General features: G+C 47.3%; 11 protein-coding genes. 5 read left to right on the plus strand and 6 right to left on the minus strand.

Annotation, left to right across the window (positions count from 1 at the left end):
- Positions 1-44 precede the first annotated feature (44 nt).
- Complete coding sequence (locus QUB13_RS10830; protein WP_333380517.1) at positions 45-1,310, plus strand: serine hydrolase; 1,266 nt, start codon at positions 45-47, stop codon at positions 1,308-1,310.
- A gap of 415 nt (positions 1,311-1,725) precedes the next feature.
- Positions 1,726-2,550: an alpha/beta fold hydrolase gene (locus tag QUB13_RS10835; RefSeq protein ID WP_194066873.1), complete on the plus strand. Its 825-nt coding sequence runs from the start codon at positions 1,726-1,728 to the stop codon at positions 2,548-2,550.
- A 350-nt stretch (positions 2,551-2,900) separates the two neighbouring features.
- On the opposite strand, the gene QUB13_RS10840 is transcribed toward QUB13_RS10835, so the two are convergent.
- From QUB13_RS10840 to carA, 5 genes are all read right to left on the minus strand, one after another.
- Complete coding sequence (locus QUB13_RS10840) at positions 2,901-3,179, minus strand: DUF1816 domain-containing protein (RefSeq protein WP_194066835.1); 279 nt, start codon at positions 3,177-3,179, stop codon at positions 2,901-2,903.
- A gap of 478 nt (positions 3,180-3,657) precedes the next feature.
- Positions 3,658-5,181 (minus strand): 23S rRNA (guanosine(2251)-2'-O)-methyltransferase RlmB, encoded by a 1,524-nt coding sequence (gene rlmB, locus QUB13_RS10845; RefSeq protein ID WP_333380519.1) that lies wholly within the window; start codon positions 5,179-5,181, stop codon positions 3,658-3,660.
- A gap of 535 nt (positions 5,182-5,716) precedes the next feature.
- Positions 5,717-6,172 carry a Mini-ribonuclease 3 gene (locus QUB13_RS10850; RefSeq protein WP_194010595.1) on the minus strand — a complete coding sequence of 152 codons (456 nt, stop codon included), beginning with the start codon at positions 6,170-6,172 and terminating at the stop codon, positions 5,717-5,719.
- 381 nt (positions 6,173-6,553) lie between these two features.
- The gene (locus tag QUB13_RS10855) at positions 6,554-6,910 is read right to left on the minus strand and encodes an STAS domain-containing protein (protein WP_194010594.1); all 357 of its coding nucleotides are present in this window, start codon (positions 6,908-6,910) and stop codon (positions 6,554-6,556) included.
- Between the two features lie 411 nt (positions 6,911-7,321).
- Positions 7,322-8,473 carry a glutamine-hydrolyzing carbamoyl-phosphate synthase small subunit gene (carA, locus tag QUB13_RS10860; RefSeq protein WP_333380520.1) on the minus strand — a complete coding sequence of 384 codons (1,152 nt, stop codon included), beginning with the start codon at positions 8,471-8,473 and terminating at the stop codon, positions 7,322-7,324.
- Between the two features lie 292 nt (positions 8,474-8,765).
- On the opposite strand from carA, the gene QUB13_RS10865 reads away from it, so the two are divergent.
- A complete protein-coding gene (locus QUB13_RS10865; protein WP_333380522.1) occupies positions 8,766-9,560 on the plus strand; it encodes a retropepsin-like aspartic protease family protein in 795 nt (264 codons plus the stop codon).
- A gap of 276 nt (positions 9,561-9,836) precedes the next feature.
- Here QUB13_RS10865 and trpD read toward each other — a convergent pair whose 3' ends face one another.
- A complete protein-coding gene (gene trpD / locus QUB13_RS10870) occupies positions 9,837-10,952 on the minus strand; it encodes an anthranilate phosphoribosyltransferase (protein ID WP_333380524.1) in 1,116 nt (371 codons plus the stop codon).
- A 5-nt stretch (positions 10,953-10,957) separates the two neighbouring features.
- On the opposite strand from trpD, the gene QUB13_RS10875 reads away from it, so the two are divergent.
- Both QUB13_RS10875 and QUB13_RS10880 read left to right on the plus strand, forming a co-directional pair.
- Positions 10,958-11,104 (plus strand): hypothetical protein, encoded by a 147-nt coding sequence (locus tag QUB13_RS10875; protein WP_333092940.1) that lies wholly within the window; start codon positions 10,958-10,960, stop codon positions 11,102-11,104.
- Positions 11,105-11,977: 873 nt separating this feature from the next.
- Positions 11,978-14,962, plus strand: a complete 2,985-nt coding sequence (locus QUB13_RS10880) for a PAS domain-containing sensor histidine kinase (protein ID WP_333380526.1) — start codon at positions 11,978-11,980, stop codon at positions 14,960-14,962.
- Positions 14,963-15,066: the final 104 nt, after the last annotated feature.

Genomic DNA, 15,066 nt, shown 5'->3' on the forward strand with positions numbered 1-15,066 from the left:
AATATATGCGAGGAATCGGGCGTTTTTTGTCGATCGCAAACAAGATGGCGGCAGTAGTCGCTGGCATCGGACTGGTTCAGGTGTTAACCATCGCCAGTTCATTCTCTCAATCATCTAACCCGCGTTCCCTAGACGAACTCTACAAAATTCGCGATCGGCTCGTCACCGAATTAGAACAACCAGCCTCTCCCTCCCCAGAACCAACCCTGCTTTCCGGCTTAATTCCCCTCGGCGGCAATCCCCAAGAAAAACTGATACAACAGTTGCAAGCAGTAGATGTTCAAATATTAGTAGAACAGAGAGCTAACGACAATTTGCAGCAAGCAGTCCGCTTAGCCAACCGAGCCGTAGAAACTGGAAAACAGCAAAATCAGTCGATCGAATCTTCGCAACAAACTCAATTTTTGTGGCACCAGGCCCTCAACAACTTGCAGGAAGTTCCCCAAAATTCCTTTTTAGCTCCTTTCAAAACATCAAAAACTCAAGAATACCGGGAAAACTTTACAGCAGCCACCTCTCAAGTGCGGCAAGCAAAATCAGATTTTTTGGCTGAGGTGGCTCGCGAAAGCGGTTTGTCCGATCGAGCTTCGATCGGCATTTGCCACCTGTCGAGAGAGTGCGTGAACCTGCGGGGCGATGTGCCTCCTGCCAGCCCGGCCAGCTTAATTAAACTGCCGATTGCTGTCGCCTTGATGCAAAAAGTAGAACAAGAAAAAATTAGTCTAAACCAGGAAGTATTCGTCAATCGGGGCAACTTCACCGAAGACTCAGCGACGAAGATTGTGTCCGCTAAAAATTACCCGCTGAAGACACTGTTAGAAGAAATGATCGATCGCAGCAGCAATACTGCCACCAATCAACTGATCGATTATGTAGGTTCCGATTATATCAATCAATTCTTGGAAAATCGCGGCTACCAAGTCACCCGCGTCAACTTCAAATTAATGGGCGAAAAAATTATGCCCTCCAACCCAGGTTCCGGCCCCAACCGCTTGACTGTTAACGAACTAACCGAAATGATGGTGCAAATTTACAACGGCGAAACACCGGGCGCTAAACTGTTAGTAGAAACTCTCAACCGCCAGTACGATCGCGCTTTGGGATTTGCCGCCTTGGAAGGAACTAAAGTTCAGTGGTTGGGCGAAAAAACTGGCGAAAATTCCCTGGTGCTAGGCACAACTTTAGCGATGAACATTGACGGCGAAGCCTACGTGATGACTGTGATAGACAGTCGCAGCAGCGGCGATTTACAAATCCGCAACTCTATTTCTAAAATTGCCGATTATATTAGTAAGAATCCCAGTTTTTAAAACAGGGAAAAGGCAATTTTTGATCGTTACCAGGCTCTGCCTGGTAATGCAGGTGCGGAGGCTCTGCCTCCTTTGAGGAAGGCAACTTACAGGAGAGAAGACTGTAGGAGGTGTTTAAGTTATTAAGTTTTCGCTCCTCATCCCACAAATCCTGCTTTTGATTGCTATAGCAACCGCCAAGACGATCGAGAAGTTCCCTCTTCCTGATGACGTTGGACGGAAAGCTCCGGGGGGACAGCACTAATGACTAATGACTAATGACTTCTTCCTGATGACGTTGGACGGAAAGTTCCGGGGGGACAGCACTAATGACTAATGACTGATGACTAATGACTAATGACTTCTTCCTTCTTCCTTCTTCCCTCTTCCCTCTTCCCTCTTCCTTCTTCCTTCTTCCCTCTTCCTTCTCTTAAAAATGCCGCATCAAAAACTCAGTGTTTCTGTCAAAGGCGAAGGATTTCCTATTCTTTGCTTGCACGGACATCCCGGTTCCGGCGATTGTATGTCCGTGTTTACAGAACACCTCTCAAAGCGCTTTCGGACGATCGCCCCAGACTTGCGCGGCTACGGCAACAGCCGCACCTCCAATCCCTTTGAAATGACTGACCACCTCCTCGATTTAGAAGCACTTTTAGACCGATTGGGAGTCGATCGGTGTTTGGTTGTCGGATGGTCTTTGGGAGGGATTTTAGCCCTGGAATTAGCTATGAAATATCCCCAGCGAGTCACGGGTTTGATTGTGCTGGCATCCGCAGCCAAACCGCGAGGGAGTCACCCTCCGATCTCTTGGCAAGATAACCTTTACACTGGTTTAGCCGGAATCATCAATTGGGTGATTCCCGGTTGGCAGTGGAATATTGATACTTTTGGCAGGCGATCGCTCTTTCGCTACTTGATCCAGCAGCATACAGCCACGCCTTACCGCTACTTGGCACGGGCAGGTACTCCCGCCTATCTCCAGACTTCCGGCGCGGCTACAAAGGCTTTAAATACCGCTCTCAGAGCCGGATACGATCGACTGCAGCATCTCGGCGACATTCAATGTCCCTGCTTGGTGCTGGCTGCTGAGGGCGATCGGCACATCACCTCCGCATCCAGTTTAGAAACAGCCCGCCACCTCCGCGATTGTCAGTGGGAGTGTTATCGGAATACAGCCCATTTGTTTCCTTGGGAAATTCCCGATCGGGTAATCGCAGACATCGATCGCTGGATTGAGAGTAACCCCCAAGCAGTTAGCTAAAGTTCTGAACTTAATATCATGTCCAGTCGATTACCATCACAAAAACACTACGAACCAATTTTATCGTTGTCAATCAACATGATATCAATTCCGGTTGCACTCATACATGATGTTGAGTGTTAACTGTTAACAGTCAACAGTCAACAGTCAACAGTCAACAGTCAACAGTCAACAGTCAACGCCTGAATTTACTATTCCGATGAAGAGAGGATTTGATCTGACACGATATTATGTCTATCGTTTGCGTTTGCATCCGAATTAAAAAGTGCGATCGCCGAATCGTACTGTGGTATAATTCCGATGTTACCGGAACTTAATTTACAACTGGCGCACTCAAAATTTCCCTGCTTCTACTGACTGATCAAAGCAGGTAACAACCCTCCATCACCAAACTTTCCCAAATCATCTGCAACAGTCAAATTAATAGGTTTGCAGCGTTGAATCGAAACACCAACACCTTCTGCACCTTCATTTTCTATGTCTTCTACATAACCTGCTTTTGCAGCTTCCGCCTCTCCATCGGTCAAGAAGGGGCCAAAATAGTAAATGCACCGCGGCGTTGAAGTTTTAACTTCAACCCACCAAGCCAATCCGAAAACATTGAGCAAGCTAATCAAGAATTCTTTCATCTGCTTTTTAAATTTATTTGACGGTGTTTTCACGGTGCTGCGGGCAACACCTGCGCTTTTGTTATTTACTCGGCTGTGCCACTCCTACCAACAACTCATTTAAACCTATTTAAAGCCGATATCTAAATAGATTTGCACCTAGGGGAAAGGCCCCTTCTAATTTCGCCGGAACAAGTAACGAAAGCCGATCTGCTATCCTTACTTGTTCAGGGTATGCAGCCCCAAAATGAGAGGCTGCATTCACCTATTATTTTATCGCCTTAACTGCCGATCGACTGGGAACAACAAAAGTGGGTTGCAATCAGATTTATCTGTTGTTTATTCAGCTTTAATTCTAATTGAATTCCAGACATGGTGTTTTCCCAGATGACATTCTACCGGCATTATGCTAGTAATCTGTAAGTAGCTGCTGAGACCGATCGCCCGGATTGAGCTGCTTACATCAATTACTCTGTTGTACACTTTTTTTCAACGACCTTCAAGATCCGTGTACGTGAAACTTTTTGGGCCCCCGCTGGCGGTAAATTTCGTATAAAGCCATCCCCGTTGCTACCGACACATTCAGGCTAGGAGTCTTTCCCCTTAAAGGAATTGAAACTAATCCGTCGCAGCCGCGCTGTATCAAAAGGCTCAAACCATCAGCTTCACCGCCCACAACTAAAACAGTCGGCCCGGAGAACTTGATTGTCTCTACCGAGTCACCTACCCCTGCTGCAGTGCCGTAAATCCAGAATCCAGCCTCTTTCAATTCTTCCAGCGCCCGGTTAAGATTGACAACCCTCGCCACTGGCAGGTTTTCCAATGCCCCTGCTGCGACTTTTCTCACTGCCGAGGTAATCCCGACGGCCCGCCGCTGCGGAATCACAATGCCCTGAGTTCCTAACGCTTCTGCGGTGCGAACGATCGCCCCTAAATTGTGGGGATCGTTAAGTCCTTCTGCTACCACAATCACTGGATCTTGGCAAGCGGCCTTAGCGTTGGCGATCAGTTCGCTCAAATCCAAGTATTCGTAAGCTGACACTTGCGCGGCTACACCTTGATGGTTTGCCTTCCGCGTGATGTAGTCGAGGCGCAAATCGTCAACTTCATCAATGATGCTGCCGTTGGCCTTGGCTTCGGTTAGCAAGCTGTGAAAGCGCGGATCGTAGCGCAGGTGCGGGACAACCCAGATCCGGTTGAGCACTTGGTTGCTTTCTAAAGCCGCTTGCACTGCATGGCGGCCGTAAATCATGTCGTCTGTGTTTGCGTCTGGTTGCACGACAGTATTTGAGGCAGTGTCCACAGGGCGAGTGTCTGTCTCTTTGTCTCTGTCTCTGAAATGATAGCCCCGGAATTCCCGCGGGCTGCTATCTCCGTCTCTGTTTTTGTCTTTGTCTCTGTCTTTGTAAAAATTGCCCCGGGAGTCCTGCGGGCTGCTGTCTCTGTTTTTGTCTCTGTCTCTGTCTCGGAAATTGTTGCGGGCTGGCTGCGGGCTGCTGTATCCGTCTCTGTCTCTGTCTCGGAAATTGTTGCGGGCTGGCTGCGGGCTGCTGTCTCTGTCTCGGAAATTGTTGCGGGCTGGCTGCGGGCTGCTGTCTCTGTCTCGGAAATTATTGCGGGCTGGCTGCGGGCTGCTGTCTCTGTCTCGGAAATTATTGCGGGCTGGCTGCGGGCTGCTGTATCCGTCTCTCTCTCCGTCTCTGTCTCTGTCCCTGTCTCTGTAAAAATTGCCGCGGGATTCCTGCGGGCTGCTGTCTGCGTCTCTGTCTTTGAACTGTCGGCGCGCGGAGGGTTGGCCGTCGCCATCGACATTCCGTTTGAAAATTGCTCGCACGGGCATTTCTCGGGATTGGGGAGAGAAAGTCGATCGCTTTTGAGGCGCTTCTACTCCGCGAGTGTCGGGAGAGGGCTTGCGTTCAAAGCGGGGAGAGGAGGATTGCGAGTCTTGACGGCGGCCTTCGCTTCTGAATGGCTTGCTGTCGGAATTCGATCGCGAGGAGTTTGGTTTGGTAAATTTTCTCATGGGTTTATGATTGCAGTTAGAGCGATTTGAGATTTGAGATTTTGGCTTGAGAAACCAATCTTAGGAATTTGGGATTTGAGATTGGCAGGTTTGGGATCAAAGATTTTTCTGGTGAAAGTTGCTAGTTGATAAGTTTGATCTGCATATATATTCGATCGATCTGTTAAGCGCAGATTGCAAGCGGATACACACAGAGGGACGCAGATAATTCATTGGAGTCTGCGATGCACAGTGCAACTGAAGTCTAATCACTCCATCGGTAGCGACAGTTTTTAGGTGGTAGTCACAAAACGCAAGTCCTAAGCCGATTCGTGACCTCAGACACCCGGTTTCTTCCGATATTTATTGTCAAGCGCCACTAAATTTTCTCGACAACCGGGTTTCTAGCCCCCGCTCGATCGTAATCCCTGAAACTGTCGCTACGTATCGATCGCCGGTCGATCCTGTTTGCGCCATCGATTTTTGGGCTTTTTTAGGTAGGTTTGCGGTGGAATTAATGATTGATTAATCCGCTGTCCTTCGCAACTATTAACTGCTAGATACTTTCAGTTTCTAGCTCTAAAAGTCCCAAAATTTCCGTCAATCTTTCGGAATCGGTGAGGTACAAATATCCGACCAAAGTTTCTAAGCTGCTGGCTTGTTGGTAAATCTCTGGATCGGCTCGCTTGGAACGGCCGGATACGGCATTGCGCCCGCGCTTGACAATTGCTAATTCTGTACTGTTCAAATAAGGAGAGATCGATCGCAAGTGACGCGCTTGAGTTTCGGCTCGTACTTGTCCCACCACCAATTCGTGATAAGCTTGCAATCTTTTCGGCGGTACTAAGTACGAGCTCCTAATGTAGAGTTCGTATACTGCATCTCCCAAATATGCCCAGGCGGAGGGCGATATCCTTTCTATTTCTGCTGGTGTCGCCCTCTCCGCATACTGTCGATTTAAACTGATATCAGTCAGGCTCAATTTGAGTCCATCATCTGCGGTAGGCGACATACTTTTTTAAATAAAACTTCCGCACAGCTTGGTTGTTCTAGTCCTTTGACATTTTTGTCTTCGATCGCGCTAGGCAATTATAGCTTTCACAGGATTGCGAGCATCTCGATCGCGAAAAAGCTCTCTAATTTGCCGATCGCGATCGCACCGACTCAAAAACACTTTTTACACTTATCGCAACGCTCCCCTTCTTATACCATTTTTCCGTCTGTTTGCCACACATATTTTGCTGTTCCTCCACCGGATCTCAAAGTATCAAGGGAATTTGCAGCTTGCGCGTGTCGCAGCTTCTCGGAAAATTAGTATTTTTTTGCCCGCAAAACTATAAAAATTTGCTATCCAGCGTTGAGAACCGGATAGCTAATTAAATCCACCTTTGCATCAAGTATCCTTGACGTTTTTTACCGCATCATCAACCGTTGGCTGCAAAGACAAAAATTTCTCTAAGCGAACCAGTTTAACAGTCTGAGTTACACGGGGATTTGAGACAATTTGCAATGTTCCTTCCAAGGTTTGGGCTTTCTTGACAAGTTGTACAAGTGCGCCCAAGCCGGAACTGTCCACAAAGTCTATTTTAGACAAGTCCAAAATTACGTGTTTTGGGCCATCGTCTATACATTTGCTTATTACCTTCCGAAAAGTGGCCTCAGAAAAAGCGTCGAGCAGGCCAGTCAGGCGAAATAACTGATAGTTATTCTTGACTTCGCGAGTGCCTCTGAGGCTAACGGTCAGGGTCAATGGCTCAGAAATGACACCCTCCTAGCTAAATATGACTAAAAGTCGAGGCTTCATTATAGGAGTTTTTTGGTTTTTTGTCTACAGTTTTTTGGTCGTCAGCGATCGGTCAGGAGTCGTTAGTCATTAGTCAGAGGCTCTCTACACCAAGAGCCTCTGAGAGACCAGCAATTGCAAAAATAGCTGTGACGGGCGAGGAGGATCGTCCCACAAAAATGATTTTTTCTTGTGGGGAGTAGGGTGCGCCGTCCCGCCTGCTGGAAAATTCGATCAAAACAACTGAGGCAATTCCAGCCCGATGACTGCGGACTGATGACCAATAACCGAAAGCGAGGGGGACAGCACTAATGCCCAATGCTCAATGACTAATGACTAATGACCAATGACTAATGACTAATGACTCCCCAAAGATGACTAAGCAGCTACTTTCTGATGGTCTCGCATGGACTGCACGAATCGATCGAACAAATAGTCAGCGTCGTGCGGGCCCGGACTGGCTTCCGGGTGGTACTGGACTGAGAACATCGGCAAGGTTTTGTGCTTCAATCCGGCTACGGTGCGATCGTTCAAGTTGAGGTGAGTAATTTCTACTTCCGGGACTAGGGAATCCGGGTCGATCGCAAAACCGTGATTTTGGCTAGTAATTTCTATTTGCTCCGTTAAACCCGCAGGATGATTCAAGCCCCGGTGGCCGAACTTGAGTTTAAAAGTTTCCGCACCCAAGGAAAGTCCCAGCACTTGGTGTCCCATGCAAATGCCGAACACGGGTTTGTCTGACTTCAACAAAGCTCTAGCCGTCGCGATTCCTTCAGTTACCGCCGAGGGATCTCCCGGCCCGTTGGACAGAAAAATGCCGTCCGGGTTGTATTTGAGAATTTCCTCCGCCGACGTGTCAGCGGGTACAACAATTACCCGACAGCCGTAACTCGCCAAACGCCGCAGAATATTGCGCTTGATCCCAAAGTCGATCGCCACCACCGTCCACATTTCGCCGCTGGCCGGTTGGACTGTCGGACTGAACTCCCACACTGAGTCCGTGGCTTCCGACCACTCGTAAACCTTGCGGGTGGTCACTTCGCGTACCAGATTCAGCCCGGCCATACTGGGAGCGTTTTGGACTTGCTCCAACAGCTCCGCCTGGTCGAGAATCACTGTCGAGATGCCGCCGTTAATCGCTCCCACAGTGCGAATTTTGCGGGTGAGGGCGCGGGTGTCGATGCCGTAAAGGCCGGGGATATTGTGCTGTTTTAGGTAGTCTTGCAGGGATTGCGAGCAGCGCCAGTTGCTGGGGCGGCTGCATACGTTACGGGCGATCGCACCTCGAATTTGCGGCCGCGAGGATTCTTCGTCTTCGAGATTTACCCCGGTATTACCCAATTCTGGATAAGTAAAAGTGACAATTTGACCGCAATAGCTAGGATCGGTCAAGACTTCTTGGTAGCCTGTCATTCCCGTATTGAAAACTACCTCGCCGACGACGGTGGTGTCAGCGCCAAACGACCAGCCGCGGTAAGCAGTACCGTCAGCCAGGACTAGGAGAGCGGGTTTTGCTGTTGAAAGTGACATGGCATCCTTAATTACTTTACGTTTAGTTTCATTTCATTTTTATCCCGACTGGGGGCTTTTGGCCGATCGACCAAATAGACCTCTCCCACAATGATTGTGGAACAGGCATCCTGCACGTTCAAAACAGTCTTTTTGGCAGATGTCTCATAAAAATCTCATTTTATTTTCATACAGTAATTTCCTGCTGTATTTTTTTTTACGGTTTATAGCTCAATCTCGTAAAAATTTATATTACGTGCTTTGGTACTTTTGACTTAGGAACCTTCCAGTCTCAATTACTGAAACAAATTGTTTGTCAATTGTCAAGCATTTTGTGACATACCGCCCTCATCAGACAAAAATACAAGCTGAAATCCCCAAACTGTCAGCGCTAAATCTATACTCAAAGGTGGTTGTCGTTGTTACGATCGACAAACAAGCGTTTAAACAAACTATGGTCAGCAAATCTCCCTTGCCTTTACTCTCCAACTCAAAAAAGCCTCTGCTGAGCGAAAAACTCCGCAAACCTTTACTGCTTTTAACAGCAGTTATTTCTCTGAGCAGTTCAATTTTACTTGACACTGCAGTCAACTCGTCGCCAGCGACTGCTCAAGAGAGCGAGGGATGCTTCATGCGTAACGACCGCGGCCAAACAATTAGCTTGAGCCGCTCTGTCTGCGGTTTTATGCCCCAAGAATTGGCTCCTGCAGGTTCGTCTGATACTAAGGCTAATACTAAATCGGGAGTATTTCTGGTCAAAATTAAACGCCGAGAAGCTAATATCCCAGTCATAGAAGTCACGTTTAACGGCACGCAAAAGTTTGAAATGATGGTGGATTCTGGAGCAAGCCGCACAGTAATTACGCCAGCAATGGCTACTGCTTTGAAGATAGTTCCTCAAGGAAGCGTGCAAGCCAAAACTCCCAACGGAGTGGCTACTTTTCCTCTGGGCAATCTTACTTCGATCGAAGCTGGCGGTTTGGCGATTACAAATGTAGTTGTACCGATCTCGCCCGCATTAGACATCGGGCTGCTGGGTCACGATTTTTTTGGTAATAAAGATGTGACTATTAAGCAAGATGTGATTGAATTTCGATCGCGCTCTTAAAGTGGAGTCATTGGTCATTGGTCATTGGGCATTGGTCATTGGTCATTGGTCATTGGTCATTGGTCATTAGTCATTAGTCCGAGCGTGCGAATACCTTAAGAGTTCGCTGGGTTTTGCAAACAGTTGATCCCTGCGTAATGGTTCGAGTTTGCTCGATCGCCAGAAGCGAGAGACGATCGCAAATTGTGCATCTCATTCTTCCCTCCTCTGGCCTCTAACCTCTTTTTTTAACATCTGTTAAATCAGCCAATTGCATCAGATGCCGAACTTCTTGCTTCACCGCAAAAACTCAACTAACTGCTGCAACTTCGACCAAGATTCGCCACTCGATAAAATCTCCTTAGCCAAATCAACTCCTGCAGCGTGGGAACCCATAGGAATTGCACCTCCCACTTGAAAAGCTAAAGACGCATTCAAAGCTACAACATCCATTTGCGCTGCTGTACCTTTGCCTTGCAAAACATTCCGCAAAATCTCGGCGTTTTCCTCAACATTTCCGCCTTTCAACGAGCCGATCGCACTTGGTGTCAATCCTACCTGTTCCGGGTTTAAAGTAGTAAGTTCCACCTTGCCGCCCGACAAAATCGCCAAATCAGTCACATCACCCAAACCCGCCTCATCCAACTTTTCTCGGCCGTGCACCACTATCGCCAACTCAGTCCCCAACTCGCCCAAAGCTTGCGCCACAGTTGATACCATCCTGGGATCGAACACCCCGATTACCTGCCCATCCGGGCGCAGAGGATTGACGAGAGGCCCTAAAAGGTTAAAAACAGTCCGCACCTTCAAAGTGCGCCGGAGCGATGCTACAGCCTTGAGTGCTGGATGCCACCCCGGCGCAAATAAAAAAGTGATCCCTACCGAGTCTAAAGCAGCTTTTACCTTCTCCATATCGGCGTTGAGGTTGACTCCGAGTGCTTCTAGCACGTCAGCAGAACCGACTTTGCTCGATGCCGATCGATTTCCGTGTTTGGCGACTCGCACTCCGCCTGCGGCGGCAACAAAAGCTACAGCCGTGGAAATGTTAAATGTGGAAGCACCGTCACCGCCGGTGCCGCAAGTATCAATTAATTTAAGATTTGAACTCCGAGATTGGCGATCGAAAACACTTTCTGACTCGCCTGCGAGGGACTCAAACTGCAATACCTGAGCCATTCCCGCCAATTCTTGAGCAGAAATGCCTTTAGCTTGGAGAGCAGCTAAAATTGCGCCGGAAAGTGCCGGGGGTATAGCTTCTGCTAGCCATCCCTGCATTAAGTCGGTGGCTTGGGCGCGCGAGAGAGATTGTCTGTCTAACAGTTGTTGTAGCAGGGCTGGCCACAGAGGAGAATCCGCTGTCAAAGTTGAAGCTGCTGCTATATCTAGTGTTGCGAGTACGGGAGAATCTGTCATTTATCGTGTTAGTCAAATTTAGCCCGATCGAGCTTAGCGGCCAAACCGAGAATCGATCGGCATTTTACCAGACTTACACCATGTTCAATTTTTGCGTGGGAGATTTTAGAATTGGCAATGACTTACTGCACAATGGTTTAGAGCGTCCTTAAAATTGCATCTTGTTTGGGAAACTGCCCAAATCTCACCCTATTTTGAGCCCAGGGATCAGATTTTGGCCCCTGATATTAGCAGCGTTACATCATTTGTCCGCCCGCAGCAGCCGAATATGAAGTTTTTGATACAACAATTGCCCTCTTGTTATGGCAACTTTAAAGGGAAACGCGCGATCGTGCAACTACCAGCAGTCCGCTGTATTATATTTGACTAAAAATAATTAACAGTAACCGAGAGCACCAACGGATACAAGTTTCCGACAAAAGTTGTGGATACCCCAAAATTTTAGGCCAGAGCGACAGTCACAGATTCACTGCGCCGCAAGTCCATGATTCGATCCAAAATCTTCAATCTCCCAATCGACAGCACAGCACCCACAGCCGTTCAGTTGATATCCGCAGGTTAGTCACAGGAGACAGAGAGTCGATCGAACTTTGACCCAAACCTTAAAAATAAACTCTTGCGGTTGTAGAAGTAGCTGCCTCTGATTATAGTAAAACAGCATCGCCACTAACTTATTTCAGGGTACTTAACTGCTAATATATTTACACAGATTTTAAGGAGCAGGTTGGGAATCGAGCAACTCGCCCGTCTGAAAACCAGCCAAATCTTAAAAAAAGACAAACCCAATCAACTAAACTTGCCTCAATAACATCTAACATCTAACATCTAACAGCCCAGCAGGAAAAATGAATCAACATACTTGTATAATTGCCGCCCCGGACACAAACCAATCGCCAAGATTTGTGGGCGATCGCTTGTTTTTCGCGATCGGGCGGCACAGTATTTTCCTGCCTAGTTAACAGTTCATACTTAACAGGAACATACTAAAAATATTCAACTCCAATACAAGAGCAGGGTATTCAAAAGTGGCAAATCAACAATTACAAAATAAAGCAATAGAATGCCTGAATGTCCAGGAGGCGCTGCAGCAAATGGAAGCAAAATATTACAGTATGTTTGAAAATGCTGTTTCCGGCATTTTCCAGACCACACCCGAAGGGCGTTACCTCAGCGCTAATCCCGCTTTGGCTCGGATTTACGGGTACAATTCGCCAGCAGAATTGATGGGGAACCTGACCGATATCAGCGATCAGCTTTACGTCAATCCCGATCGCCGCAGCGAGTTTGTTTCGGCTTTACAAGCGCGCGGCATCGTATCGGATTTTGAATCGCAGATTTATCGCCGAGATGGCGCAGTAATTTGGATTTCGGAAAATGCGCGAGCAGTCCGCGATTCCGACGGCAAATTGCTTTATTACGAAGGGTTTGTCGAAGATGTTACTCAGCGCAAAAATGCAGAAGCTGCACTGCGAGAGAGTGAAGAACGCCTGCGAATGGTAATAGAAGGTGTTAAAGATTATGCTATATTCATGTTAGATACTAAGGGATATGTAGCTAGCTGGAATTCCGGCGCTAAACGGATTTTTGGGTATGAAGCCAGCGAAATAGTAGGCAAAAACTCGGAGTGCTTTTATACGCCTGAAGATATTAAAATTGGCAAACAGCAAGAAAAATTAGCCACAGCTACCGCAGCAGGTAGATATGAAAGTGAAAGCTGGCGGTTCCGCAAAGATGGCTCTCGATTTTGGGCGAAGATTATTGTGACTCCTTTGCGGGATGAAAGCGGAGAGTTGCAGGGCTTTTCTCAAATCATGCAGGACATTACCGAACAAAAGCGGGCTGCAGAAGAAAAAATGCAGTTGATTGCTTCTTTGCAAGAATCGGAAAAGAAGTTTCGCACTCTCTACGAATCGACAACCGATGCGGTAATGTTGCTAGACGAACAGGGGTTTTTGGATTGCAATCCGGCTACTTTAAAGTTGTTTGGCTGCAGCACTGAATCGGAGTTTTGCGGCAAGCATCCTTTAGAATTTAGCCCACCGCTACAACCGGAATTGGAAGATTCTATGAGTCTGTTTCAAGAGCAAATCAATACGGCTATGGCAACAGGAAATTGCCGTTTTGATTGGCTGCACCGCCGTTTGGACGGTTCCGAGTTTCCGGCGGAAGTGCTGCTAACTTCTATGGATATCGGCGGCAAAATGGGGCTGCAAGCTGTGGTGCGGGATATCACTTATCGGGTACAGGCTCAGGAAACTTTGAAGCAGGCTAACGAGGTGTTGGAAGGCAGGGTTAAAGAGCGGACAAGTCAGTTGGAAGCAGCTATTAAAAAATTAAGTTTGTCGGAGGAAAAGTTTTCTAAGGCTTTTCGATCGAGTCCCGATCCGATGACTATTACTACTTTGACAGGCAATTTTATTGAAGTTAATGATAGTTTTTTATCGATGACTGGCTACAGTTTAGCAGAAACTATTTCCCATACAGTAGATGACTTAAATATTTGGGTGAAGCCAGAAGACCGAGTTAATTTTAGGAGAATAGTGCAAGAAAAATATGTTGTTCGTAACCAGGAATGCGAATTTCGGGTGAAGTCGGGATCGGTGGTGGTGTGTTTGCTCTCAGCAGAGTTGATTAATTTGGAGGGCGAACTTTGTATGCTGGGGGTGATGACGGATATTACCGATCGCAAACGTGCAGAAGAAGCCCTGCGGGAAAGCCAGCGGGCTTTGGCGACGCTGATGAGCAATTTGCCGGGGATGGCCTATCGTTTTCGCAATGATGCCGATCGCAGTATGGAGTTTGTCAGCGAAGGTTGCTATCAATTATCCGGCTATTCTCCTGAAGAATTTATCGGCACCAGGCAAATTTCTCTCTCGGAATTGACACACCCGGACGATCGCGAAATCTTCTGTAATGCCGTAGAAGTTGCCTTGCAAGAAAATCGCCCCTATCAGCTAAATTATCGCATAACTTCTAAAAACGGCGAATTAAAATGGGTTTGGGAGCAAGGTTTGGGAGTGTATTCCGACTCTGGAGAATTGATAGCTTTAGAAGGGTTGATTACTGATATTTCCGAACAGAAACGCAGTGAAGAAGCTTTGCGGCAGTCGCAAACAGAATTAACTCAACAAAAACTTCAGTTAGAAGATACTTTGCACGAATTACAGCAAACTCAAGCGGTATTGATTCACACCGAAAAAATGTCTACACTCGGTCAAATGGTAGCAGGTGTCGCTCACGAAATTAACAATCCCGTTAACAGCGTCTGCGGCAATCTCGTCCACGTCGGTCACTACACCGAAGATTTGTTGAATTTGATCGATATGTACCAGCGGCACTGCCCGCAGCCCCCCGCATTAATTCAAAATAAAATTGAGGAAGTCGAGTTAGAGTTTCTGTTAGAAGATTTGCCAAAAGCGATGTCCTCGATGCAGATTGGGGCCGATCGCATTCGGGAAATCGTGCGATCGCTTAGAAATTTTTCTCGCAAAGACGATTCTCAAATGAGCAAAGTCAACCTGCACGAAGGCATTGAAGGGACGCTACTAATCCTACAAAGCCGGTTGAGGGCGCACGGCAACTATCCCGAAATTACGGTAATTAAGGACTATGGAAATTTGCCTTTAGTTGAGTGCTATTCGGGTAAAATAAATCAAGTGTTTATGAATTTGATCGGAAATGCGATCGACGCGATCGAGGAATACAACGCAGGGCGATCGGTAGAGGAAGCCCAAGCTACCCGCAGCAAAATTAAAATTAGGACAGAAGTCCAAAACTCCAACGCTGTAATTCGGATTTCTGACAACGGCCCAGGGATGCCGGAAGAAGTTTGCCAGCAGTTATTCGAGGCCTTTTTTACCACCAAACCCGCCGATAAAGGCACTGGTTTGGGCCTGTCAATTTCCTATAAAGTTGTCCGAGAACACGGAGGCACGCTGAGTTGCGTGTCTGCACTCGGTCAAGGAGCCGAATTTATCATAGAAATGCCGATGGAACAAATTAGTTATTAGTTATTGGTTATTGGTTATTGCTTATTGGTCATTAGTTATTGGTTATTGGTTATTGGTTATTGGTTATTGGTTATTGGTTATTGGTTATTGGTTATTGGTTATTG

Origin of the sequence: Microcoleus sp. B4-D4, assembly GCF_036705185.1 — a bacterium.
Classification (GTDB): Bacteria; Cyanobacteriota; Cyanobacteriia; order Cyanobacteriales; family Microcoleaceae; genus Microcoleus.